Raw genomic sequence first — 24164 nt, forward strand, 5'->3', positions numbered from 1 at the left:
AGGTCTTTCGCCAGCTCAGGATGACAGATTTGAATATTGATGAATGATAATTTTGGACATTATGAATGACCAGCTTTGATAATAAACGAAACTTCACCTTCCTCCTTGCTCATTAATTCCCTACCTTTGCGCCTCACTTTCAACAAGACGCACGAGATGCGTCGCTTAACCAAACCGGTTTATGGCAGTTAAAATCCGCCTCGCCCGCCGCGGCCGCAAAAAGGCCGCTCAGTACGACATCGTTGTTGCCGATTCCCGCTCGCCCCGCGACGGCCGCTTCATCGAGAAAATCGGTACCTACAACCCCCAGACCAACCCCGCTACCATCAACTTCGATGGTGACAAGGCGTTTGACTGGGTGATGAAAGGTGCCCAGCCGACCGATACGGTTCGTGCTATGCTCTCTTACCGTGGTGTGCTGTACCGCAAGCACCTGCAGCTTGGCGTAATTAAAGGCGCCATCTCGCAGGACACTGCCGACCAGCGCTTCAGCGAGTGGAAAGAGCAGAAAGACGCCAAAATCGAAGGCAAGCGTACCTCACTGGGCACTGCCAAAGATGAGAAGCGCAAAGAGCAGCTTGCTGCTGAAACCAAGGTGAAAGAAGCCCGTGCCGAAGCACAGCGCGCCAAGCAGGCTGCTGCGCTGGCTGCCGCCGCTCCGGCTGCTGAAGCCGAAGCCCCTGAGGCTGAAGCTACGGCTGAAACCACCGAGGAAGCCGGCGCTTAAGCCCTTTCCGGAGTTTCCAGGTTGAGAGTTTAGGAGTTGCGAGGCGGCGAATTTCGTCCCGGGCAGCTTTTAAACTCTCAACTTTTTTATCCGCCTCAACTTCTCATTCCCATGAAGCCTGAAGAGTGTTACCTGCTGGGTTCCGTTGTAAAGCCCCATGGCCTGAAAGGCTTTGTGGTGGCGTTTATGGACGTGGACGACCTGGACGACTACCGCAAGCTGAAAACGGTGTACTTGGAGATGCCGGCCGCCCCCGGCAAGCTCACCGCCTACACCGTGGAAAAGGTGCAGCCCCAGACCGAGGACCGCGCCCTGCTGAAGCTGAAAGGCATTGACCGGATAGAAGAAGCCGAGCCCCTGCGCAACGGCCAGCTCTACTGCCCCCTCGCCGACCTGCCCGAGCTGGACGAAGACCAGTTCTACTTCCACGATGTCATCGGCTACACCGTCATCGATGAAAAGCTGGGCGAGCTGGGCACCGTGGAGGCCTTCTATGAGCTGCCGCAGCAGGATGTGATGGGCATGCGCTACAAAGGCCAGGAAGTGCTGATTCCGGTGGTTGACGAGCTGGTGTCGCACGCCGATGAGGAAACCCGCCAGCTGCACGTTACGCTGCCCGAGGGCCTGCTGGATGTGTACATGACGCCGGCCTCCCGCGAGCGGGACGAGCCCGACGAGGTGGTAGAGCCCTAGTATATGCGCATCGACATTGTCACCTGTCAGCCGGAATTGCTGGAAAGCCCGTTTGCCTATTCCATTGTGAAGCGGGCTAAGGAAAAAGGGCTGGCCGAAATCCATTTGCACCAGCTGCGGGACTTCGCCATCAACAAGCACGGGCAGATTGATGATTATGTGTTTGGTGGCGGTGCCGGCATGGTGTTGCGGGTAGAGCCCATTGCGGCCTGCCTGGACGGTTTGCTGGCCCAGCGCACCTACGATGCCGTGATTTACATGACGCCCGACGGTGAAACCCTGCGCCAGCCGCTGGTAAACCGCTTTTCCCTGGCCGAAAACCTGCTGATTCTCTGCGGGCACTACAAGGGTGTGGATGAGCGCATCCGCAAGGAGTACATCACCCATGAAATCAGTGTGGGCGACTATGTATTGAGCGGGGGCGAATTGGGGGCCGCTATTCTGGTAGATGCCGTGGTGCGCCTGCTGCCCGGGGTGCTGGGCAATGAAGAGTCGGCGTTGAGTGATTCTTTCCAGGACAACCTGTTGGCGCCCCCTATTTACACCCGGCCCGCCGAATGGCGCGGCCACGTGGTACCGGAGATTCTGCTTTCCGGCAACACGCCAAAAATTGAAGAGTGGCGGCACGAGCAAGCCGTAGAACGCACCCGTTTGCGCCGCCCCGACCTGCTTCCGGAGGAGCCTGCTGCCTCCGAAAAACCCGCTTCTAAGCCTGCACGCCGCGGTGCTGGTAAAAAAGCCTGAGTACGGGTTGTAATCTCCAAATCAGAGGGCTATATTTGCGCCTCTTTAATAGAAATCCAAGACGGCGCGGCCGTCCATTATAGTTTCCAAAACCATGAGCGTACTTCTCGACTTCATCAACCAGGAATCCCAGGAGCGCCGCGCCAGCTTCCCCACCTTCGCCGCCGGCGACACCATCAACGTGCACGTGAAAATCCGTGAGGGCAACAAGGAGCGTGTTCAGCAGTTCCAGGGCGTGGTAATCCAGCGTAAGAATTCTAACTCGAACGGTGAGACCTTCACCGTACGGAAGATTTCGAACCAAATCGGCACCGAGCGTATTTTCCCGCTGCTGTCGCCTAACATCGAAAAAATTGAAATGGTACGTCGCGGCAAAGTACGTCGTGCTCGTCTGTTCTACCTGCGTGGCCTGTCGGGCAAAGCCGCTCGTATCAAAGAGCGTCGCAACACCACGGTAACAGCTTAAGCAGCTTCTGCCTCGCGCAATATTACCGGAAGCCGGTCTTCTCTTTCTGAGGAGGCCGGCTTTTTGGCGTTTAGTCCTTTGGCGAAGCTCTGGCAACAGTTCAGCTATGAAACCGTATTTTCGCGCCGGTATCTTCCTCTATTCCCTTTTTATATGAGTTATATGAGAAAATTTCTGAGTGGCTGCCTGCTGGCTCTCTCTCCCCTGCTTAGCTACGCGCAGTCCACGAGCACTCCGGCCGCCTATTGGCAGCAGGAGGCCAAGTATTCTATTGATGTGGTGCTGGACGACCAACAGCATATGCTGACGGGCAAAGAAGAGCTACAGTACACCAACAACTCCCCGGACCAGCTACCCTTTATCTGGTTTCACCTCTGGCCCAACGCCTACCGCGACAACAACACCGCCCTGGCCAAGCAGCTGCGCCGCAACGGCGACCTGAAGTTTGAATTTGCCAAACCCGAGCAGCGCGGCTTTATTGATCAACTGGATTTCAAAGTAAACGGCCAGCCCGCCCGCCTGGACTTCGACTCCGAAAATCCGGACGTGGCCAAGCTGGTGCTGCCGCAGCCATTGGCCCCGGGCGCTACCATCACCATTACCACACCCTTCCGCGTCAAGCTGCCGGAGTCCTACTCCCGCCTGAGCCACCTGGGCCAGTCGTACCAGATTACGCAATGGTACCCTAAGCCCGCTGTATACGACCGCAGAGGCTGGCACCAGATGCCGTACCTGACCAACGGCGAGTTCTACTCCGAGTTTGGCTCTTTTGATGTGCGCATCACGCTGCCCGCCAACTATACCGTGGGCGCTACCGGCGTGCTGCAGAATGCCGATGAGCAGACCCGGCTGGACCAGCTGGCAGCGGCTACCGCCCTTAAGAAAACCAGCAAGGATTTCGGCGACGATGAGTCCTTTCCGGCATCCAGCCCCGAAACCAAAACCCTGCGCTACGTGCAGGATAAAGTGCACGACTTTGCCTGGTTTGCCGATAAGCGCTTTAACGTGCTGAAAAGCGGCGTCACGCTGCCTTCGGGCCGCCAGGTAACCTCCTGGGTGATGTTCCTGAATAAGGACGCGGTACGCTGGATTAAAGCCCTGGACAATGTGAACAGCGCCTTGCTGAACTACTCCAAATGGGTGGGCGAATACCCCTACTCCGCCGCCACGGCCGTGGATGGCGCCCTGAGTGCCGGTGCGGGCATGGAGTATCCGATGGTGACGGTAACCCAGGTTTCCGCTGATGCGGTGGTGCATGAGGTAGGCCACAACTGGTTCTATGGCATTCTAGCTTCCAATGAGCGGGACCATCCGTGGATGGACGAGAGCGTAAATACTTACTACCATCAACGCGTGCTGGCGCTGGATTCGGCGAACAATACCTTCGCTAAAATGACGAAGGCCGGCCCGCTAAAAAAGGCCGCGCAGTTCCTGGGCGTAGATGCCGCTACGGCCCAGGCCGCCACCCATATTCCGTATCAGGCGCTGGCTACCCGCGGGCTGTACCAGGCGCCGAGCAATACCTCCGCTACCTTCAGCAATACCAACTATGGCGTAGCCCTGTACATGGCCGCACCGGCGCAGTTCAAATACCTGGCCTCCTACTTAGGGCAGAATAAGTTTGACGCCGCCATGCAGGCCTACTATCAGCGCTGGCAGTTCCGTCACCCCTACCCCGAGGATATACAGGCGGTATTCGAAGAAACTGCGGGCCAGAAGCTGAGCTGGTTTTTTCAGGATATGCTGAGCAATACCCGCACTTACAATGCCTCCGTGAGCGACGTACAAGCCACCGACACCGTGAAAGTGCTGGTGCGCAACGATTCGCCCGCTCCGTTTGCCGTGCCAGTGGCCTCGCTGGATGCGCAGGGTCGCGTGCTGGAAACCCAGTGGACGCCGGTGCTGGGCGTGCAGGATGAAGACAGCGAAACCCAACTCAACTTCCGCCGCGAAAATGTAGCAGCCGTGGTTATTGATCCTACCTATCTGACGCCGGAACTCAACCGCCGCGACGACCGGATGAAAACGCAGGGCAGCTTCCGGCGCGTAGAGCCCATCCGGCTGCAGCCCCTGCTGGGCATCCAGCGCTGGGACCGGGCCGTTGTCAACTTTACGCCGGTAGTGGGGGCCAATTCGTCGGATAAGCTGATGGTGGGCGCGGCCTTCTACAGCAGCCCGGCCGTGCTGCAGCGTCTCAGCTACGTGGCCATGCCCATGTACAGCTTCAACCAGAAAGAGCTGAATGGCATTGGGATGCTGAATGTAAACGTGCTGCCCGACCGGTATGCCCGCCAGATTGTGACCGGAGTGCTGCTGCAGCGTTTTGAGCGCTACCGCAAAGTAGAGCCCAGCATTACCTTCCTGCTGCCCGCTACCGGCTTTAATGCGCCCCAGCACCGCGTGAAGTTCGCAACGGCTTCCATTTACCTGCAGGATGAGCAGGTAACCAGCAGCATTCAGACCATAGAGTACGGCGTGAAAGGCGGTGATGCCCGCCGGCATTGGAATGCTGATGTGGAGTTTAACAAGCTCACGCGTAACCGGGAACTGGACGACCGGAATGCGAACCTGTTGCGTGCCAGCGCTACCCTGGAGCATTTCTACAGCCCCAAAAAGAGCATTCAGGTTCGGTTGTTTGGTGGGCGCTTCCTGTCCAACATTTCGGCACAGGCCAGCGACTCGCTACTGGCCGAGCGCGACGTTCCCCAGCCTTACGTGCTGGGCCTGAGTGGCAGCCCCGACTACCGCTACCAGACGGCTTTCCTGGACCGCCAGCAGATTTCGCCCGCGTTTGCGGCCCAACGCCACCAGACCGACGACCGTGACGGTGCTTTCAAAGCGTATATTCCGGCCGCCAGCACCAAATGGCTGGCTTCGCTGAACGTCCTGGCCGATTTGCCGGTAACTTCACTCAAGGCCTTTGTAGACCTGGGCGCCATGCAGAATAAGGTGACAGTAGTAGAAGGCCGCCGGGCGCAGCGGCTGTTTTACGATGCCGGCCTGGTCGTGCCTTTGTTCGGCAGCCGCCTCCAGTTTTATCTGCCGGTGGCGGGCTCACAGTTTGAGAATGGCTTGCCCGGCAGCCGCAAAGACTTCACCGATAACATTCGGTTTGTCTTCCATCTGGAAAGCCTGAACCCCTTCCGGATCCTGGATGAGCAACTGGCCAAATAGCGCGGGCAAACGCCTGCTTTCCCTAATGCTGCTGGCAGGGCTCCTCGGCGCTGCCAGCAGCTGCGGTACGGACTATGCTAACCTGCCTACTTTCTCGGCGGAGCGCAAGCTGCTGCAGGTAGTAGTGGAGGTGCCGGCCGGCACTAACCACCTGCAGTACTTTGATCCGGCTACGCAGGAATTCCGGGCCATGCACCGGGCGGGCTTAGAGCAGGTAGTGGAATACCTCCCCTGTCCCGGTAATCAGGGCTTTATACCGGGCACCCGGGCAGCGGGCTCCGAGTTGCCCATGCAGTCCCTGGTGCTGGCAGAAACCCAGGCGCAGGGCACTATTATGGAGGTGCTCCCTTTGGCGCTGCTTACGCTGGATGACAATGGCACGCTGAAAAATATTGTGGTTACCACTCCTGCCCGCCCAAGTCAGCAGATTTTGCCCAAAGTGGAATCCTGGCAGGATTTGACAAGGCAATACCCAAGTGTGCGGGAAGCGGTGCGCCAGTGGTACCAGCATCAGGGCCGGGCCGGCGAAATCCGGATAGTGAGCTGGAAGGATGAACGGGCAGCCGAGCAGGCCGTGAAAGGTGCTATGTAGCCGGCCGCTTACCAAAGGCACAAATAAAAAGCCCCGCCAGGAATCTGGCGGGGCTTTTTGTATAGGAGAAAGGCGTTGCGAAACGACTACTCGATTTTGTTCATGCGCTCTTTCACTGCTTCCAGCGATACGCGCATGTTAACAATGTCGGCCCGGGCAGCTTCCTGCTCTTTCAGGTTCATGTCAATCTGGTTGTTGTACTGCTGCAGTTCGGCAGCGTTCTGCACCAGCTGCTGCTGAATCTCCAGCTTCTTAACCTTGTTCTTCTCGATGTCCTTGCGGATAGCATCTGACTTGGCAATAACCGCGTTGTGGTTGTTCTGAGAAGCCACCAGTGCCTTTTCGGCTTCGGCTACCTGCAGGGCCAGGTCTTCGCGGTAGAGCATGCGGGCGAAATCCTTCAGATACTGCTCGCTGGACTTCCACTGTACAGGCGTAGCGTCTTTGCTCAGGTAAGCATTGCCCAGGTCAATAGACCACCAAACGGTAGTACCGGTAGGCGTAGCGTCTACTTTGCTGATGATACGGATTGGAGTCTTCGAAATAGCTTCTACTACCACGCCATCCATGGTGTAAATGCCTTTATCGACTTTTACTTTGCCGATTTTTTCGTTGATCCACTTCTGCCATGAGTCATCGACGCGCTTGCTGTCGAGCTGAATAGTTACCCGCTGGCCTTTGCGCGGGATGCCTTTGATGGCCATTTCGGTTTCGTCCACCGGCGATTTCTGCGCATAGCCAGTCACCGTTAGTACAAACATCAAAAGCAGGGTTAAGAGTAAGCCTGGTTTCATAGATGAAAGTGTTAAAAAGAAGTTAAATGCAATAGGTCAGAAGTGGCGCCCGTGGTGGCAAACCGACTCATCAAATTTAACTATAGGTTAGGCATTTCCTTCTGCTGAGCTTCTATTTTTTTCCTATTATCACCATTTTATCATACAAACACAATTTCAACTATTATAAATTATATTAAACCAAAAATATTGTTGTTTTCACAGGCAAATTCCCTCACTATCGGCAAACATTAGCACCCTCCAGTAGTTAAAAAGCGACTATGAAAGTTACCGTTTGCCGTAAGGAACACTTTAACGCAGCCCACCGATTGTACAATCCGGCCTGGACGGATGCGCGCAATGCGGAGGTATTTGGCCCTTGTGCCAATGTGAATTACCACGGGCACAATTATGAGCTGGTGGTACGCGTAACCGGGGAGGTAGATCCGGATACGGGCTACGTGTATGACATGAAGCACCTGAGCTCTCTGATTAAAACCGAGATTCTGGATACCTTTGACCACCGAAATCTGAATCTGGACACGGTTGATTTCCGGAACCTGATTCCCACGGCCGAAAATATTGCCGTGGTCATCTGGCAACGCCTTCGTCCGCACCTGGCAGCCCCCCTGGGCTTATCGGTCACCCTGTTCGAGACCGAGCGCAACTTTGTTGAATACCATGGATAACTCCGTGCCCGGCCCTGAGGCCGACGCCCACCTGCCCCAAGATCTGCGCACCCCCCTGCGGCCTGATGCCTTCGCGCTTTCCGAGCAGGAGAAAATTGCCGCTATTGAACCCCATTTTCGGGAAATCATGAACCTGCTGGGGCTTGATCTAACCGACGACAGCCTGGCCGGCACGCCCCGCCGGGTGGCAAAAATGTATGTGCAGGAATGGTTCCGGGGGCTCAATCCGGAGCATCAGCCGGAGGTGCGCCTGTTTGAAAACCGCTACCACTACCACCAGATGCTGGTGGAGCGCGACATTACGCTGTTTTCCTGCTGTGAGCACCACTTTGTGCCCATCATTGGCAAGGCGCACGTGGCGTATATGCCCGGCGAGAAAGTGGTAGGCCTGAGCAAGCTCAACCGCGTAGTGCAATACTATGCGCGCCGCCCCCAGGTGCAGGAGCGCCTCACGCGCCAGATTGCCGAGGAGCTGAAGCACGCCTTGCACACCAATGATGTGGCCGTACTGATTGAAGCCGACCATTTATGCGTGATGAGCCGGGGCGTGAATGATACCAGCAGTAGCACCATTACGGCCGAATATTCCGGCATTTTCTTGCAGCAGGAACACTATCGAACTGAGTTCCTGCGCCTCATCGGCAAATAACAACTGCGGCAAGTAGGTTTTTGGTTGTAGCTTGCGCGCCCAAATTTCTACCCAGCTTCCGGCCTATGGCTACTAGCACGAATGAATCGGCCCGCAAGGTTCTTATTGCGGGCGGCACCGGTCTGATTGGCACGCGCTTAAGCGAAATGCTGATTGATGCAGGCTATGATGTGGCCCACGTGAGCCGCCAGGGCGGCGCCTCGCACTACCGGCGGTTCCGCTGGGATTTGCGCGCCAAAACCATTGACGAAGCCGCCGTACCCTACGCCGACTACATTATCAATCTGGCTGGCTCCAGCGTTTCGGATGGCAAGTGGACGGATGAGCGCAAGCGCGATATTATGGAAAGCCGCCTGGGCGGCACCAACCTGCTGGTACGGGAGCTGCGCGAGCGTGCTAACCATGTGCGGGCTTTTATCTCCGCCTCTGCCATTGGCATTTACGGGGATGCCGGCGACAAAATAGTAAACGAAGAAACGCCCCCGGCTTCCTCCAAAGATTTCCTGGCCGATGTGGCCCACCAGTGGGAGCTGGCCGCCGAGCAGGCCGCGGCGCTGGGCGTACGGACGGTTATTTCCCGCATTGGAATTGTACTGAGCGACCAGGGCGGCGCCCTGCCCTCCATGGCCCGGCCCGTGAAGCTCATGGCCGGCGCGCCGCTGGGCTCGGGCCAGCAGTTTATGTCCTGGATTCATCTGGATGACCTTTGCCGCCTGATTATTCAGATGATGGAGGAAGGCCATTGGGAAGGCACCTACAATGCCGTAGCGCCTAACCCCGTTCGCAACAAGGAATTCACCCAGATGCTGGCCGAGGTCATGCACCGGCCGCTGGTGCTCCCGAAAGTGCCGGAGTTTGGCCTGAAGCTGATGATGGGCGAGATGAGCGAAATTGTGCTGGCCTCGCAGCGCGTTAGCGCCGAGAAAATCATGCACGAAGGCTTCACTTTTGAGTACCCGCACCTGCAGGAAGCCTTGGAGTCTTTTTACGGCGACGATGAATAGAAAATGAGAAGGAATATAACTTCTATCCTCGTTCTTCTGTTTTTTAGTACCTGCGCTTGTGCACAGTCTACTCAAAAACTACCCATATCTGGCGTTTATGTGGGCTTGGAGCCTTACGGCGCCTCTAGTAAAGATGATATTACTCCCCATGATTTAACAGACCGATGGTACCACGAAAACACATTTGTGGTAAACGGAACAAACTGCTCATTGGAAAGCGTACCGGTCGTCTTTACTAAACGAAGAGGCAAGCAGTATTCAGCTTCAGATGGTGGGTTTCTAACCTATAAGGGAAGGTTAGTTTGGGAAACAGATTCTCTATTAGCAAAAATGAGACTTACTGATAGCGACTATGCTATGGTAGTGAGCTACCGCTATATTAATCCAGCAGATAGCAATTCATCATTATCTTTTGAAGAACAAGTGAAGCGCGGGATACTGGTTCCTGATTCCAGTGCTGCTAAACCAACTTATTCACTTCGGGTACTTCCTACTGGGCTGTTACTAAATGGAGTGCGGTATCAGTTGAAAGGAAAAGCTAGATAAGCAATCCACAGTAACGTCTACCTTACAGGCTATCCGGCACGGCCACAGCCCCGCTGTTGATTTGCTCCAGCAGGTTATCCACCACAATACTGTCCACGGGCTCGGCGCGCTTGGGGCGGGGGTCTTCGGTGTAGCAAACGTATTTCTTGGAAATCTTGACCGTGGGCTTGGGGAAGGGCCCCATGGTAATATCCAGGTCCCGGTCCTGGTAGAGCTTTTCCATATAGGTGCCAAAGATGGGCAGGGCCATGCGGCCGCCTTCGCCCTGTTGCGAGCGGAAGAAGTGGATGCTACGGTCCTCGCCCCCTACCCACACGCCGGTTACCAGATCCTTGGTCACGCCCATGTACCAGCCATCGGAATAGTTGGAGGTGGTGCCGGTTTTGCCGCCTATCTGGTTGTTTTTCTTCCAGAGCTCATACTCCCACAGGGCCTGGGAGGTGCCGCCGGGCTCATCCATGCCGCCGCGCAGCATATACAGCATCAGCCAGGCCGTTTCGGCCGGAATTACGCGCTTCTGCACGGGGTCAAACTGCTTGATAACGTTGCCGTTGCGGTCCTCGATGCGGGTGATATACATAGGCTCCGTGCGGAAGCCGGTGTTTACGAAGGTGCTATAAGCATCCACCATCTCATACACACTTACGTCACCGGCCGAGCCCAGCCCGATGCTGGGCACCGGCAGCAGCGGGCTGGTGATGCCTACTTTATGGGCGTATTTCACCACGTTTTCCCAGCCCACCAGTTCTGTTAGCTGGGCCGTTACGGAGTTGATGGAGCGGGCCATGGCCGTACGCAGCGTCATGTTAATGCCGGTGTATTCGCGCGTTACGTTATCGGGCTTCCACTCCATGTTTTTGCCGTTTTCCACGTACTTAATGGTCACGCGCTGGTCCCGGATCCGGTCGCAGGGGGAGTAACCATTGTCAATGGCGGTGAGGTACACAAAGGGCTTGAAGGTAGAGCCAGCCTGGCGCTTGCCCTGCTTCACGTGGTCGTACTTAAAGAAGCGGAAGTTGATACCGCCCACCCAGGCCTTCACGTGGCCGCTGAAGGGGTCCATGGTCATCATGCCGGCGTGCAAAAAGTGCTTGTAGTACGCCAGCGAGTCGAGCGGAGAAAGCACCAGGGTAGTGTCGCCGTCGCCTTTCCAGGTAAACACCTTCATGGGGCGCTTGTGGTGCAGGGCCGAGTCCAGCAGATCCGGACGGCCTTTGTAGCGGGCGGCCAGCAGCTTATACTGGTCGGTGCGCTTCATCTGGTTTTCAATGAAGTTGGGAATTTCCTTGCCATCCTCATCCACCCAGGGGTTTGAGCCCCGGTTGCGCCAGAAGTTATCGAAGGAGCGCTGCAAGGCCTTCATCCGGCTCTGCAGGGACTCTTCGGCATGGGCCTGCATGCGGGAGTCGATGGTGGTGTAAATCTTCAGGCCGTCGCGGTACATATCGTACCCGTTCTTCTCGCACCACTTATTCACAAACTGGCTAACGGCCCCGCGGAAGTAATTCTCCGGCCCATCTACGTGCCGCTCCACCTGGTAGTGCAGCACAATGGGCCGCTGCTGCAGCATTTTCACACTATCAGCAGAGAGAAAACCGGCCTGCCCCATGCGCTCCAGCACCAGGTTGCGGCGGCGCAAAGCGGCTTCCGGGTGGAAGCGGGCATTGTAGGTAGTAGGCGCGTTTACGGCCCCAATCAGCATGGCGGCTTCTTCGGGCTTGAGGCTGTCGGGGGAGGTGCTGAAGAAGGTTTTGGCGGCTACTTTAATACCGAAGGAGCTGGAGCCGTAATCCACGGTATTCAGATACATCCGTAGAATTTCTTCCTTGGTGTAGCGCTTTTCCAGCTCTACTGCCGTTAGCCATTCTTTGGTTTTGCTGATGACGGTACTGACCACCGGGATGTAACCCAGCAAGCCGCGGGTTTCGCCGCGGCGGGTTTTGTACAGGTTTTTAGCCAGCTGCTGCGTAATGGTGCTACCGCCGCGCTTATCGCCCTGCACCACGGCGTACACCGTGCCCAGCAAAGCCTGGGCATCAATGCCGGAGTGTTGGTAGTAGCGCACGTCCTCGGTGGCAATCAGGGCTTTCACCAGCATAGGCGACATTTTGCTGTACGCCACCGGCACGCGGTTTTCGCGGAAATACCGGCCTATCATCACCCCATCGGAGGTATACAGCTCCGAGGCCTGCTCCACTTTGGGGTTTTCCAGTTCCTCCAGGCTCGGCGACTTGCCAAACAAGAACAGAAAATTAGTGCCGACCAGAATAGGATACAGCAGAAACACCCCCAGCCCTATAACAAAGAAGCCCCAGATAGCCCGGGTCAGAATATTGGGCCAGCGCCGCCGGGGAACTGTTTTAACGGGGGATTTAGACGAATTAGAAGCAGACATGCAGCGCGTGTTGGGGCCAAGTCAGGGCCAATGCCTGGCGTTGGGAAAGCAAATATACCAGTTAGCGGCGGCTCAGCGCCGCGCTAAATTGCAGGAACGGCCGTAAGGTAATCAGCCCGGCCAATGTGCGCGGGAATCCGTTATTTGCCGGTTCAGCTTCTCTTTGCCCGTGCGCCTTCGCCTTCAACTATTCGAATTTGAGGATTTACCCTGGTTTCCGGCCGTAGTTCGGGCGGGAATGATGGATTATTTACGGTTCATGATCAGCCTGCTGCGCACGTATCAGCCTATTGTGCCTTTGCTGCAGGAAGCCTTACAGCAAGCCGGGCAGCCGCATATTGTAGAGCTTTGTGCCGGCGCGGGCGGTGGCACCGAAGGCATTCTGCAGACCTTACGCACCAGGGGCCATGGTAATCTGCACATCACCCTCACCGACCTGTACCCGCAGCCCGAAGCGTGGCAACTGCTAGAGAAACGCACCCAGGGCGGCCTGCGCTACGAGTCAGCGGCCATTGACGCCACCCACGTGCCGGCCGAACTGAAGGGGTTTCGCACCGTTTTTTCCGCTTTTCACCACTTCCCGCCAGCGGTAGCGCAGGCTATTCTGGCCGATGCCGTGCGCCAAGGAACCGGCATTGGCGTGTTTGAGGGCGCTGGCAAGCACTGGCTGGAAATTCTGCTGGCCTGGACGGTTTTGCCCGTGGCGCAGCTGCTCATCACCCCCTTTATCCGGCCATTTCGCCTTAGCCGGCTCGTGTTTACGTACCTGATTCCGCTGATTCCCTTGTGTACCATTTGGGACGGCACCGTATCTATTCTGCGTATGTACCCGCCCGAGGCCTTGCTGGCGCTGGCCCGCCAGGCCGACCCAGCCGGCCGCTTTCAATGGCGGGCCGGCAAGGTGCGGCATAGCTGGGGGCCGGAAGTTACGTACCTCGTAGGCTGGCCGGCTTAGCCTTTTTCTTGTTTTCTATTCGAGTTTTTATGGCCTTTGCCGCTTACCGCCGCGTTTTTCCATTGCTGCGCATTCCGTTTTCGGTGTATTTGATGCCCGTGTTTTGGTTTGGGCTGAGCGCTTTGCGTGAGCCTTTCAGCATGTGGCGGGCGGTGGGCGTTTTTGTGGTGCTGCATGTGCTGGCCTATCCGGCATCCAACGGCTACAACTCCTACTACGACCGGGACGAAGGCAGCATCGGCGGCCTGCGCCAGCCCCCCAAAGTAGCGCCCGAGCTGCTGCACCTGGTCTGGCTGTTTGATGTGCTGGCTATTGTGGGCGCCAGCCTGCTGTCGGTGGCGTTTGCGGGCTGGGTGGCGGTGTATCTGCTTATCTCGAAAGCCTACAGCTACGATGGTATCCGGCTGAAGAAGTACCCCCTTATCAGTACGCTGGTGGTGGTATTATTTCAGGGAGCTTTCACATTCCTTATGACGCAGGTGGGCGTGGGCGCATCCACGGCGGCCATTCAGGCGCCCGACAACCTGCTGCTGGCCCTGGTCAGCACCCTTTTTCTGTGTGGCTCCTACCCGCTCACGCAGGTGTATCAGCATCAGGAAGACCGCCAGCGCGGCGACGAGACACTGAGCTTACGGCTGGGCATCCGGGGCACTTTTATATTTGCTGCTTTGGGGTTGCTGACCGGTGCCGCCGTGCTGGCTGCCGCCTACCTCCAGCGCCACGAAACCCAGAACCTGCTGCTTTTCCTAGTAGCCACCGGCCCGGTGGTCTGGCTGTTCAGCCGTTGGGTGTGGCAGGTATGGCGCAACCCCGCCGCCGCCGATTTTGAGCATACCATGCGCATGAATCAGGTATCGTCGCTGTGCCTGAGTGCGGCTTTTGTGGCCATGCTGCTTTTCCAGCATTTCAACTGGCTCCGCTATTAAATTGAGGTTCAACAGAAGAGCGGATGCCTCCGTATCACCAGCTTCACCTACCTGCTCACTGCTATGCGTTCCTTATTCCTTTTGTTAGCGACAAGTTCTCTGATGATGTTAAACGCCTGTTCCGGCCCTAACACCGAGCAAGCAGAAACCGCACAGAAGCCAGCCGCTAGTGCCACAGAGTCGGCCGCTACCGAACCCATGGATACGCTGCGCCCACCCGGCGTAACAGCCCTGGCCGACACGCTGCAGCAGGTGCAGAAGCTGCACGAGTTTTCCCAAACAGGAAAGCCCGACAAATTTGCGTTGGTATTACGGGGCAAAACGCTGCTTACCGGCGAGCTGACCTTTACCATTACCAGTGGCACCGATAACCAAGTAATATTCCGTGAAACGTTTCCGGTATCTGATTTGGAAGCGGCCATGGTGTATGAGATGAAAACCCCAACCGCTACCCCGGCTGAGCGCGAAGCCTATGTGCGCAAGCGGCTGCAGGAGTTCTTCGCCGACAAAAACTTTGTGCGCCCCGCGCTTAGCCCGCAGGATACTTACCAGCCCGGCGGCGCCCTGGACAAAGCTGCCTGGGAGGATTTGCGCCGCCAGAAAGACGCCGTGGGCTTTGTGTACTTACTGGGCAAGGAAGACCGGCGCAAAATTGCCTGGTCGCCTAAGCGCCGGCAGGTGGTGCGGGTAGCCAGCTATGGTGGCTAGCCGCCGCTGGGCGGGCTACTCCTGCCCTGCTTCTTCAGCGGCCTGCTGCAGAGCCTGCTCTATGCCTTCCGCTAAAACCGCATACGGCCGGTAGCCGCGGGCAACTACATACCCCTGCTGCCCCACCCGCAACAGGATAGTGGGAAACCCCTGAATACCCATTCGGGAAATGGCCGCAAACTCCTGGCGCACCCCTTGCGCAGTTTGCGGATCCTGATAGCGCCGCCTGAACTCCGCTACATCCATCCCAAAACGGCCAGCCAGGGCTTCATAGGTTGCCAGAGCATTCATATTCTGCCCTTCCTGAAACCAGGCCAGCTGTAGGGCGTGCGCAAAATCGAGCGCCTGTTGTGTGGGGGCCAGCTGCCGAAACACGGATAGTGCCCGGCTGGGCGGCTCCGAATCCTGCACGCGCTTGCCTTCCTCCCCTGCCTGCCAAAAAGCCTCCCCAAACGCAACCCCAGTGGCCTGCTCTACCTGCCGGGCGGCCAACCGGATAGCCGACCAGTCTTCGCCAATAGGGCCTACCTGTTCCCCGATCATCATGCCGCCACTTAATATGGAAACCTGTAAGCGGCCCATAAACGCCTGCTGTATCTGCTGGATAACGGGCGTAGTAGCGTAGCACCACCCGCAGAGCGGATCATAGAGGTAAAGTAGTTCGGGCAGGTCAGGAACGGTCGTTTCCATTGGTCAGCGTGGTGGGTAAGTTGGTCAGTGTTTTATACAAACTGCTTAGGATAAAGCTAATTCTTCAATTTTCAACTACAACAAAGGGCCCGCATGCTAACATACGGGCCCTTTGTTGTACTTAAGCTGAATAGCATTAGCCATTCATGGATACTAGGAACTCGTCGTTGTCGCGGGTGCCTTTCATGCGGTCCTTCAGGAATTCCATGGCCTCGGCGGGCGTCATATCCGACATGAACTTGCGCAGCACCCAGATGCGGCTGAGCTCATCTTTGCTCATCAGCAGGTCTTCGCGGCGGGTGCCGGAAGCGGGTACGTCGATGGCGGGAAAGATGCGGCGGTTAGCCAGCTTGCGGTCCAGCTGCAGTTCCATGTTGCCGGTCCCTTTGAATTCCTCAAAGATTACCTCATCCATTTTAGAGCCGGTATCAATCAGGGCGGTGGCAATGATGGTGAGCGAGCCGCCGTCTTCCACGTTGCGGGCGGCACCAAAGAAGCGCTTGGGCTTGTGCAGGGCGTTAGCATCTACACCACCGGAGAGGATTTTGCCGGAAGCAGGCTGCACCGTGTTATAGGCACGGGCCAGACGAGTAATAGAGTCTAGCAGAATTACCACATCGTGGCCGCATTCCACCAGGCGCTTGGCTTTGTCCAGCGCTATGCTGGCAATTTTCACGTGACGGTCAGCAGTTTCGTCGAAGGTAGAGCTGAGCACTTCGGCTTTCACCGAGCGGGCCATGTCCGTTACTTCTTCGGGGCGCTCATCAATCAGCAGAATAATGAGATATACCTCGGGGTGATTCTCGGAAATGGCGTTGGCAATTTCCTGCAGCAATACCGTTTTACCGGTTTTGGGCTGCGCCACAATCAATCCCCGCTGGCCTTTGCCGATAGGCGCAAACAAATCCAGAATGCGGGTGCTGTACTGGGTAGACTTGGTGGAGAGCTTCAGACGCTCCTCCGCGAAGAGCGGCGTGAGGTGGTTAAACGGCACCCGGTCCCGAACTTCTTCCACCGTGCGGCCATTCACCAGTTCCACGCTTACCAGCGCATAGTATTTTTCACCTTCGCGGGGCGGACGAATGGTGCATTTTACGGTGTCGCCGGCTTTGAGGGCAAACTGCTTTACCTGTTGCGGGGCCACGTAAATATCATCGGGCGAGGCAAGGTAGTTGTAGAAAGGACTGCGCAGGAAGCCGTAACCGCCATCGGGCATCATTTCCAAGGTACCTTCCCCGGGAATAGTGATATCAAAATCGGGGCGGGTACGCTGCGGCTGGTTCTGGTTGGGGTTCTGACCCTGAACGGCCACATCCCCTACCGGGCGGTTGTTGCGCTCTTCGCGGCGCTGCTGGTCCCGGGCAAACCGTTCTTCGCGGCGCTGCTGGTCGCGCTGTTCCCGGTCGCGCAGGGGGCGGGGCTGCTGGTCGTCGCGCAAGGGGCGCTGCTGGTCGCGGGAGAATTCTCCGCGCGGAACATCCGTCCGCAGCTCGCGGGATCCTTGCTGCTGGTCGCGGCCCCGGTCACGGTCGCGGGAACCATCGCGCAGCCGTTCGCCGCGGCCAGGCTGCGGGATGATAACGGCGCCCGGCGAAGGCATCGGGATTCCGGGTACTACCGGCGCTAAGGCCGCTACAGCAGGAGCTTCTGCGGCTACCGTTTCGGGCGCCGGCTCAGGGGGAGCAGGTGCTACGGCCGGTGCTTCCGGCAGCACGTCGGCCTCCGGAACATCCAGCGCCACAGCATCTAAGGGCAGCAGTTCTCCATTAAGGGCCTGAACACCGCGCGGGGGGCGCTCCTGCCCACGAGCCCGGCGCTCCGGCCGCTGGTAGGGTTTAATGGGGCGCACGGCAGTGTCAATCTGCGTGGCTTCGTTGGTTGATTCCGTTCCGGAAACGGCCTCTACGGCGGGCGCTTCCACCGGCTGCATAGCGGCCGGGGCTTCTGCCGCTACCACTTCTGCGGCGGGGGCATTTTTGCTTGCTTTCGGGCTGCTGGGCTTGGTTTTTTGCGGAAGCTGCTCCAGCGGGGTTACAGCTTGCTGATCCAGAATCTTATAGACAAGATCCTGCTTACTGAGTTTCTTAAAGTTTCCAACCTTCAACTCTTCAGCAATTTCTTTAAGCTCAGAAAGCAGGCGGTCTTTTAACTCGTCAATAGTGTACATAGAGTAAACTGGAAGGGGGGGGAAACGCGCGGCGCAACGTCGTGAACCGGACAGCACAAACCAATCGGAGGCACCAACGGACGGCCGTGAAACGGCGCGCAACTACTGGAAGGTCTAAACGAAGGGTGGATTTTATAAACGGGAAGGCGCTGGCAAAAAACGGACCGTACGCACAGCAAAAAAGTACCCGCGGGCCCGGCATCAGCTACCGGCTTATTAGCGCAATGTTAGCGTAATACGCTTGAACTACCAAATTGGATATCGGAATTTTAGCCCCTATCCTTGCCTTAGCTATCGATTAGCCGAACAGACGGCGGGCAACTCCCAGGGGAAGATAGTGAAAAGCCCGCGTATCCGGTTGTTCTCCCTACTTTTGTTTTGTTCTAATTCGCGTTTTCTGCCTTATGCTGCAAGTTTCCGTTCTGAAAGAGCACCCCGAAGCGGTGCTGGCCGGGCTGGCTAAAAAACACTATAAAACCGCCGAAGCTGATGTGCAGGCCATTCTCTCGCTAGACCAGCGCCGGAAGGAACTGCAAACCGGCCACGACCAGGCCCAGGCCGAAGCCAATGAGCTGGCCCGGCAGATTGGTGGCCTGATGAAGGCCGGCAACAAAGCCGAAGCCGAAACGCTGAAGGCCCGCACCGCCGAGCTAAAGCAGCAAACCAAAGCCCACAGCGAGGAGCTGGCCGAAGTAGAAAAGGAGCTGCAGCAAATCCTGTATAAGCTGCCTAACCTGCCCCACAGCAGCGTGCCCGAAGGCCGCACGCCGGAGGAAAACGAAGTGGTGCGCGAGGTGGGTCAGAAGCCTGATCTGCCCGCCACGGCCAAGCCCCACTGGGAGCTGATTGAGCAGTATGATATCATTGATTTTGCGCTGGGCAACAAAATTACCGGCGCCGGTTTCCCGGTATACAAAGGCCAGGGCGCCCGTTTGCAGCGCGCCCTCATCAACTTCTTTCTGGATGAAGCCCGCGCAGCCGGCTACACTGAAATTCAGCCGCCTATTCTGGTAAACGAGGCCAGCGGCTTCGGCACCGGCCAGCTGCCCGATAAAGAGGGCCAGATGTACCACGCCACCGCCGACGACCTGTACCTGATTCCGACGGCGGAGGTGCCCATCACCAACCTTTACCGCGACGAAATTGTGCCGGTGGAGAAGCTGCCCATCCGCAATGCGGGCTACACGCCCTGCTTCCGCCGCGAGGCGGGCTCCTGGGGCGCCCACGTGCGCGGCCTCAACCGCCTGCACCAGTTCGATAAGGTGGAAATAGTGCAGATTGCCCAGCCCGAGCAGAGCTACGCCATCTTGGAAGAAATGCTGGCCCACATTGAAGGCCTGCTGCAGAAGCTGGAGCTGCCCTACCGCGTGCTGCGCCTCTGCGGCGGCGACATGAGCTTTACCTCCGCCCTGACCTATGACCTGGAAGTGTGGAGCGCCGCCCAGCAGCGCTGGCTGGAAGTTAGCTCCGCTTCTAATTTTGAAACCTACCAAGCCAACCGCCTGAAGCTGCGCTACCGCGCCGAAAACGGCAAAATGCAGCTGCTGCACACGCTCAACGGCTCGGCGCTGGCCCTGCCCCGCATTGTGGCGGCCCTGCTGGAAAACAACCAGACGGAAGAAGGCATCAAGCTGCCGGCTGTGCTGCACAGTTACTGCGGCTTCAGCCAGATTGGCTAACCGTAAGTCCTCCTTGTAGAAAGCCCCTGGTGCCCGCCGGCACCAGGGGCTTTTTGTATGTGACCAGGTGCGTTAGTACTCTGCCATTTCCTCGTCTACATAACACCAGGCCCATTGCTCACCGGGCTCCGCTGATACCACTACCGGATGCTGGGTGGCCCGGAAGTGTTGGGTAGCGTGCTTGTTTTTGGAAGAGTCGCAGCAGCCTATGTGGCCGCAGGTTTGGCACACGCGCAGGTGCACCCATTTATCACCCAAAGCCACACACTCCGGGCAGGTATGGTGGCTGGCCGGAACAATGGTTTCTAACGCTGACAGATGGGTGCAGAGGCTCATTTGCAGCAAATTTTAGTGGATAGTGGAAGTGCCGGAAGTGGGTGTAATCAATGGCAGGGCAGCGCTGGCTGATTGCTCATCCACGACGGTGGTTACAATGCGCAAAGTACCGCTGGTGAGGGTTTTCTGGACGGGGCACTTCTCGGAAATCAACTGCAGGCGCTGCCGCTGTTCGTTCGTAAGCGGCCCCAGCAGCCTGATTTCCTTGTGCACTTCCTCCAGCATAAAGCCGGGCTCCTCGGGGTGCTCACAATCCTGCTCGTGCACCCGCTGATGGCGCAGCCCTATTTCTATGGCTTCCAGGGGCCATTGCTTTCGGCTGGCGTACAGGCGCAGCGTAATGGCCGTGCACGTACCCAGCGCCGACAGCAGCATATCATAGGGCGTAGGACCCTGGTCCTGGCCGCCTACCTCCACCGGCTCATCCACGAAAAAGGTATGCCGCCCGGCACGCACCTCGGCCAGCAGTGCCGTGGCTCCTACATGCACCCGCACGGTAAATTCCGGGGCGGTAATGTTTGGGTTATCAGGCACGGGGCATTTGTAGTTTGTGCATTAAGGCATCATTTTCCGGCTCAGAGTAAGGCCCAAAGGCGCTAACCAGCAAGCCCTTCACGCCTTCCGCCGATTCTATAGCATACACAACATCTTCATCACCGGGGTCGGAGGTGCCTTCAAACCGGTGAAACTCCCGCACCTGAAACTGCTCCGGGTGCAGCCGCAGATTCAGCCCCGAGCACACCAAATGCCCATCCTGAATATTGAAATCTACCAGGTAGCCTCGTTTCTGCAGGTCGCGCACGGCCTGTAAAACGGTATCGTAGTGTTGTGCAGCCATGGCCTGTTAGCGTAGAGAATACCCCTTAAGATAGCAGCTTTTCTCCTCTTTTGCTGCTCGGCCGGGCTCTACCCCAACCGTGCGTCAGACACCGGCACCGGTGTGCCCGGAGCCGGCGGAAAGAACGGCTCAAAACGGATATCACGCATGCATTTGAAATGACCGCGCGGACATTTTTCGTACCCTATTTTAGAACACGGACGGCACTCCAGCCCTGGCACCTCCAATACATGATACTTAGTGCGGTACGGATACATCCCGAAGGCCGGCACCGTGTTGCCCCATACGCTGTAAACCTCCTTCTGAAACGCCGCGGCAATGTGCATCAGCCCGGTATCGTGGCTGATAACAAACTGTGCCTGCCGCACCAGCGAGGCCGATTGGTTCAGCGAATACTGGCCGCAGGCGTTCAGAATTTGGGGCTGCGTTTTCTCTGCGGTACGGCTTGAAAAATGTGCTTCTATCAGCTTCCCGTTGGCGGCATCTTCCGGCCCGCCCAGCAGCACTACCGGCTGGTGCAGCAACGCACACAGCTCTATAATCCGCTCTACCGGCAGGCGCTTGGTGGCGTGCTGGGCCCCAATAGCGAAGGCCACATAACCCTGCTGAAAAGCGGCAGGCAGCGTAGCCAGACTTACCTCGGCCGCGGCGGGAATAAAATAGTCCAGTCCCTGCCCATCGTTCCGCACCCCCAGCGGCGCGGCTGCCACCAGGTAGCGGTCCACGATGTGTACTTCCGGCAGCGTGTTGATTTTCAGATTGACCAGCAGCCATTTGCGCCAGTTCAGCTTATCGAACGCTGCCGATTTTACGCCCAGCTGCAGCTTAATCAGGCTGGTGCGCAGGTTATTGTGCAGATCCACGATGAAATCAAACTGCTCGGCGCGCAGCTCCTGCACCAGTTCCCGCAGGGAGCCGGTGAGGTAGTGCGCCTTATCCACGTAGGGGTTGGCCTCCAGCAGGCTACGATAGCCGGGCTTGGTAGCAAAGTGCACTTCAGCCCCGGGCACCTGCTGCTTTATAGCCCGCACTACGGGCGTAGTCAGCACAATATCACCAATGGAAGAAAAGCGCAGCACCAGAATTTTCATGCGCTTACCCAAACAGGGAATCCTTAAACTCCAGCGGCGCTTTAATACCCGCTTTGCGCTGGGCAAAGTAGGCCGCTACTTCTTCCGCTGATTTCGCATTGAAAGTCATTTCCTTGGTGAGGCCGCCTTTGCGCCCCATCATCACGCCGTAGCGCATATCGGCGTAGCCATCGGTGTGGTGCGCATCGGGGTTAATGCTGAGTTGCACGCCTTTTTCCAGGGCGTAGTGTACCCAGCGCCAGTCCAGGTCCAGCCGCCAGGGGTTGGAGTTAATTTCGATGATGACGCCGTGCGCGGCACAGGCATCAATAACGGCTTTGTGGTTGATGGGGTAGCCCTCGCGGCGCAACAGCAGGCGGCCGGTGGGGTGGCCCAGCATGGTGGTATAGGGGTTTTCAATAGCCCGTAGCAGGCGCGTAGTGGCCTTTTGCTCGTCCATGCGCAGGTTGCTGTGCACGGAGGCTACAATAAAATCAAAGGTATTCAGCACCGTGGGCGGGTAGTCCAGGGCGCCGTCGCTGAGAATATCACTCTCAATGCCCTTAAAAATGCGGAAAGGCGCCAGTTCCTGATTGAGCTGGTCTATTTCCTTGTGCTGCTGGCGTACCCGCTCGGGGCTAAGGCCATTGGCGTAGTGGGCAGCCTGTGAATGGTCGCAGATACCCAGGTACTCGTAGCCTTTATCGCGCAGAAAAGTGGCCATTTCCCGAAGGGAGTGGGCGCCATCGGAATAAGTGCTGTGGTTGTGCAGGGAGCCGCGCAGGTCCGTTTCCTCCAGGAGTTTGGGCAGCTTGTGCTCTTTGGCCAGGGCCAGCTCGCCCAGGCCTTCCCGCATTTCGGGCTCCACATACTGCAGACCGGCTTTTTCATAGACGGCGGCTTCCTGATAAAACCGCTCCTTATTCACCAGCTGCCGCAACGAGGCGGGCTGCCCGGGCGCCGTGCCGGCTAAGGCTTCGGATAAGTGCGCTTCGCTGGCGGAATGCAGAAAAAGCTCCTTTGTAAATTCTTCTTTGGTAGTAAACAGCACCTCTACCCCTACTCCGGAAGCGGCCGTGGTGCCGCGCCACGCAAACGGACCCGAGCGGGCTGGATCCGGCACCAGGCCTTCCAGCTTATCGAGCACCTGGTGCGCTTTCCAGGGCTTATCAGTAGCGGCTATCAGCTGCACATTTTCTACTATTTCCAGCCGGCGGCGCACTTCTCCGGCCACGGCTACCTGCTCCGTATGCAGGGCGGTGCGGAGCTGCGCGGCCAGTTCCTCAGCCAGCTGCTCGGCCTGGGGATACAGCAGCTTACCCTGGCTTTGCTGGGTAAATTCCAGCGCGGCCAGAATGGTTTCCTGGGTTTTCTTGCCGAAGCCCTTGAGCTTGCTTACCTCGTCGCGCTCGGCAGCCTCGCGCAGCTGCTGGGGGCTTTCAATGCCCAGCTCTCGCCACAGGGCCCGGATCTTTTTGGGGCCGATGCCTTTCACCTTCAGCAGCTCTACCACGCCGGGGGGCGTGATGCTGAGCAGGCGCGTGAGCTCCTCAAACGAGCCGGTATCCAGCATTTCGGCCACGCGGGCGGCGGCGGTTTTCGAGAGGCCGGTGCGGTCGGGCAGGCCCGTGCGCTCTACGTCGGCTACCGGAAAGCTGAGCTGCTCCAGCGCGGTAGCCGTGCCTTCGTAAGCACGAATCTTGAAGGGGTTTTCATCGTGCAGTTCCATGAGCTGGGCGGCCAGCCGGAAGGCACGAATAAGAGCACGGTTATCCACGGAGAAGTAGCGCTAAACGAATGTATCAGTAAACCCAGGGGGCCGTAAAAGTACGGGAAAGCCACTGTCAAAGTCGTACTTTCGTTTTACTCCTGTTCCGGCCCCTTAGCCTTTGCCCCCTGCTATTATGCGTATTTCCGCCCTGCTTGTGTGCCTTTGCCTGCTTCTGATGGCCAATACCTGCACCCCGGACCCGCGCCGCGGCAACCCGGAGCTGCAGCTGCTGGAACAGACGTGGCTGCATGCGCATGAGGAAGACCAGGGTGATGTGCATGTCTATCGGCCCAATACGTATGCTTTTCCGCCTTCACGGGGCCGCACGGGCATGGCCTTTGAGCACAATGGCCTGTTTACGCAGTTTGATATTGCACCCACCGATGGGCTGGAAGGGCACAAAGGCCAGTGGCAGGCAGTAAAAGAAAATACGCTCCACATCTCCCTGGAAGACCACTCCCAGCCCGACTATAATCTGGAAATTATTTCCCTGGAGCCCGGGCTATTGAAAGTGCGGCGGGTGGACTAAAACCGAAATCTAACGGCAATGGCCCGGCATTATGCGTCGTGCG

General features: G+C 57.5%; 24 protein-coding genes. 15 read left to right on the forward strand and 9 right to left on the reverse strand.

From position 1 onward, the window contains the following. The first annotated feature begins 181 nt into the window (after positions 1-181). The 6 genes from PK28_RS14345 to PK28_RS14370 all read left to right on the forward strand — a co-directional run bounded on the left by PK28_RS14345 (position 182) and on the right by PK28_RS14370 (position 6396). Positions 182-727, forward strand: coding sequence for a 30S ribosomal protein S16 (locus tag PK28_RS14345; RefSeq protein ID WP_044514981.1), 546 nt, complete (start codon positions 182-184; stop codon positions 725-727). Between the two features lie 111 nt (positions 728-838). Beyond that, positions 839-1420 (forward strand): ribosome maturation factor RimM, encoded by a 582-nt coding sequence (gene rimM / locus PK28_RS14350; protein ID WP_044514984.1) that lies wholly within the window; start codon positions 839-841, stop codon positions 1418-1420. A 3-nt stretch (positions 1421-1423) separates the two neighbouring features. Further along, positions 1424-2164: a tRNA (guanosine(37)-N1)-methyltransferase TrmD gene (gene trmD / locus PK28_RS14355; RefSeq protein WP_044514986.1), complete on the forward strand. Its 741-nt coding sequence runs from the start codon at positions 1424-1426 to the stop codon at positions 2162-2164. A gap of 94 nt (positions 2165-2258) precedes the next feature. Continuing rightward, the gene (gene rplS / locus PK28_RS14360; RefSeq protein WP_044514989.1) at positions 2259-2630 is read left to right on the forward strand and encodes a 50S ribosomal protein L19; all 372 of its coding nucleotides are present in this window, start codon (positions 2259-2261) and stop codon (positions 2628-2630) included. A 162-nt stretch (positions 2631-2792) separates the two neighbouring features. Beyond that, positions 2793-5804, forward strand: coding sequence for a M1 family metallopeptidase (locus PK28_RS19200; RefSeq protein WP_048826081.1), 3012 nt, complete (start codon positions 2793-2795; stop codon positions 5802-5804). Continuing rightward, positions 5785-6396, forward strand: coding sequence for an inorganic diphosphatase (locus tag PK28_RS14370; protein ID WP_082017127.1), 612 nt, complete (start codon positions 5785-5787; stop codon positions 6394-6396). The genes PK28_RS19200 and PK28_RS14370 overlap by 20 nt, the downstream gene beginning before the upstream one ends. Before the next feature lie 86 nt (positions 6397-6482). Here the strand turns inward: PK28_RS14370 and PK28_RS14375 are convergent, their stop codons facing one another. Beyond that, positions 6483-7190 carry a nitrogenase component 1 family protein gene (locus tag PK28_RS14375; protein WP_156126404.1) on the reverse strand — a complete coding sequence of 236 codons (708 nt, stop codon included), beginning with the start codon at positions 7188-7190 and terminating at the stop codon, positions 6483-6485. 260 nt (positions 7191-7450) lie between these two features. Between PK28_RS14375 and PK28_RS14380 the strand changes: the two genes are divergently transcribed. The 4 genes from PK28_RS14380 to PK28_RS20515 all read left to right on the forward strand — a co-directional run bounded on the left by PK28_RS14380 (position 7451) and on the right by PK28_RS20515 (position 10057). Beyond that, the gene (locus tag PK28_RS14380; protein WP_044514997.1) at positions 7451-7858 is read left to right on the forward strand and encodes a 6-pyruvoyl trahydropterin synthase family protein; all 408 of its coding nucleotides are present in this window, start codon (positions 7451-7453) and stop codon (positions 7856-7858) included. Continuing rightward, entirely contained in the window at positions 7851-8507 is a 657-nt protein-coding gene (gene folE / locus PK28_RS14385) for a GTP cyclohydrolase I FolE (protein WP_044515000.1), read from the forward strand. The genes PK28_RS14380 and folE overlap by 8 nt, the downstream gene beginning before the upstream one ends. Positions 8508-8572: 65 nt before the next feature. Further along, positions 8573-9511 (forward strand): TIGR01777 family oxidoreductase, encoded by a 939-nt coding sequence (locus PK28_RS14390; RefSeq protein WP_044515002.1) that lies wholly within the window; start codon positions 8573-8575, stop codon positions 9509-9511. Between the two features lie 99 nt (positions 9512-9610). Further along, positions 9611-10057, forward strand: a complete 447-nt coding sequence (locus PK28_RS20515; protein WP_156126405.1) for a hypothetical protein — start codon at positions 9611-9613, stop codon at positions 10055-10057. Between the two features lie 22 nt (positions 10058-10079). Here the strand turns inward: PK28_RS20515 and PK28_RS14395 are convergent, their stop codons facing one another. Next, a complete protein-coding gene (locus tag PK28_RS14395) occupies positions 10080-12452 on the reverse strand; it encodes a transglycosylase domain-containing protein (protein WP_082017128.1) in 2373 nt (790 codons plus the stop codon). Between the two features lie 169 nt (positions 12453-12621). Here PK28_RS14395 and PK28_RS14400 point away from each other — a divergent pair, with 169 nt between their 5' ends. The 3 genes from PK28_RS14400 to PK28_RS14410 all read left to right on the forward strand — a co-directional run bounded on the left by PK28_RS14400 (position 12622) and on the right by PK28_RS14410 (position 15041). Further along, entirely contained in the window at positions 12622-13407 is a 786-nt protein-coding gene (locus PK28_RS14400) for a class I SAM-dependent methyltransferase (RefSeq protein ID WP_156126406.1), read from the forward strand. Positions 13408-13436: 29 nt separating this feature from the next. After that, positions 13437-14333: a UbiA family prenyltransferase gene (locus PK28_RS14405; RefSeq protein ID WP_044515007.1), complete on the forward strand. Its 897-nt coding sequence runs from the start codon at positions 13437-13439 to the stop codon at positions 14331-14333. 198 nt (positions 14334-14531) lie between these two features. After that, complete coding sequence (locus tag PK28_RS14410; protein ID WP_044515009.1) at positions 14532-15041, forward strand: hypothetical protein; 510 nt, start codon at positions 14532-14534, stop codon at positions 15039-15041. 15 nt (positions 15042-15056) lie between these two features. On the opposite strand, the gene PK28_RS14415 is transcribed toward PK28_RS14410, so the two are convergent. After that, positions 15057-15731, reverse strand: a complete 675-nt coding sequence (locus PK28_RS14415; RefSeq protein WP_071885156.1) for a DsbA family protein — start codon at positions 15729-15731, stop codon at positions 15057-15059. 136 nt (positions 15732-15867) lie between these two features. Further along, positions 15868-17898, reverse strand: coding sequence for a transcription termination factor Rho (gene rho, locus PK28_RS14420; RefSeq protein ID WP_044515013.1), 2031 nt, complete (start codon positions 17896-17898; stop codon positions 15868-15870). 404 nt (positions 17899-18302) lie between these two features. On the opposite strand from rho, the gene serS reads away from it, so the two are divergent. Next, positions 18303-19577, forward strand: coding sequence for a serine--tRNA ligase (gene serS / locus PK28_RS14425; RefSeq protein ID WP_044515015.1), 1275 nt, complete (start codon positions 18303-18305; stop codon positions 19575-19577). Positions 19578-19649: 72 nt separating this feature from the next. On the opposite strand, the gene PK28_RS14430 is transcribed toward serS, so the two are convergent. From PK28_RS14430 to polX, 5 genes are all read right to left on the reverse strand, one after another. Then, entirely contained in the window at positions 19650-19913 is a 264-nt protein-coding gene (locus PK28_RS14430; RefSeq protein ID WP_044515016.1) for a UBP-type zinc finger domain-containing protein, read from the reverse strand. Between the two features lie 12 nt (positions 19914-19925). Beyond that, positions 19926-20447, reverse strand: coding sequence for an OsmC family protein (locus tag PK28_RS14435; RefSeq protein ID WP_065814140.1), 522 nt, complete (start codon positions 20445-20447; stop codon positions 19926-19928). Next, entirely contained in the window at positions 20440-20751 is a 312-nt protein-coding gene (locus tag PK28_RS14440) for a hypothetical protein (RefSeq protein ID WP_044515019.1), read from the reverse strand. Before PK28_RS14440 ends, PK28_RS14435 begins: the two co-directional genes overlap by 8 nt. Before the next feature lie 68 nt (positions 20752-20819). Continuing rightward, on the reverse strand, positions 20820-21842 hold the full coding sequence (locus tag PK28_RS14445; protein ID WP_044515021.1) for a glycosyltransferase family 9 protein: 1023 nt from the start codon (positions 21840-21842) through the stop codon (positions 20820-20822). Between the two features lie 4 nt (positions 21843-21846). Beyond that, positions 21847-23598 carry a DNA polymerase/3'-5' exonuclease PolX gene (polX, locus tag PK28_RS14450; RefSeq protein WP_044515023.1) on the reverse strand — a complete coding sequence of 584 codons (1752 nt, stop codon included), beginning with the start codon at positions 23596-23598 and terminating at the stop codon, positions 21847-21849. Positions 23599-23725: 127 nt separating this feature from the next. Here polX and PK28_RS14455 point away from each other — a divergent pair, with 127 nt between their 5' ends. After that, positions 23726-24121: a hypothetical protein gene (locus PK28_RS14455; protein ID WP_044515026.1), complete on the forward strand. Its 396-nt coding sequence runs from the start codon at positions 23726-23728 to the stop codon at positions 24119-24121. The last annotated feature ends 43 nt before the right edge of the window (positions 24122-24164 follow it).

This window comes from Hymenobacter sp. DG25B (assembly GCF_000801315.1).
In the GTDB taxonomy this organism is placed as follows: Bacteria; Bacteroidota; Bacteroidia; order Cytophagales; family Hymenobacteraceae; genus Hymenobacter.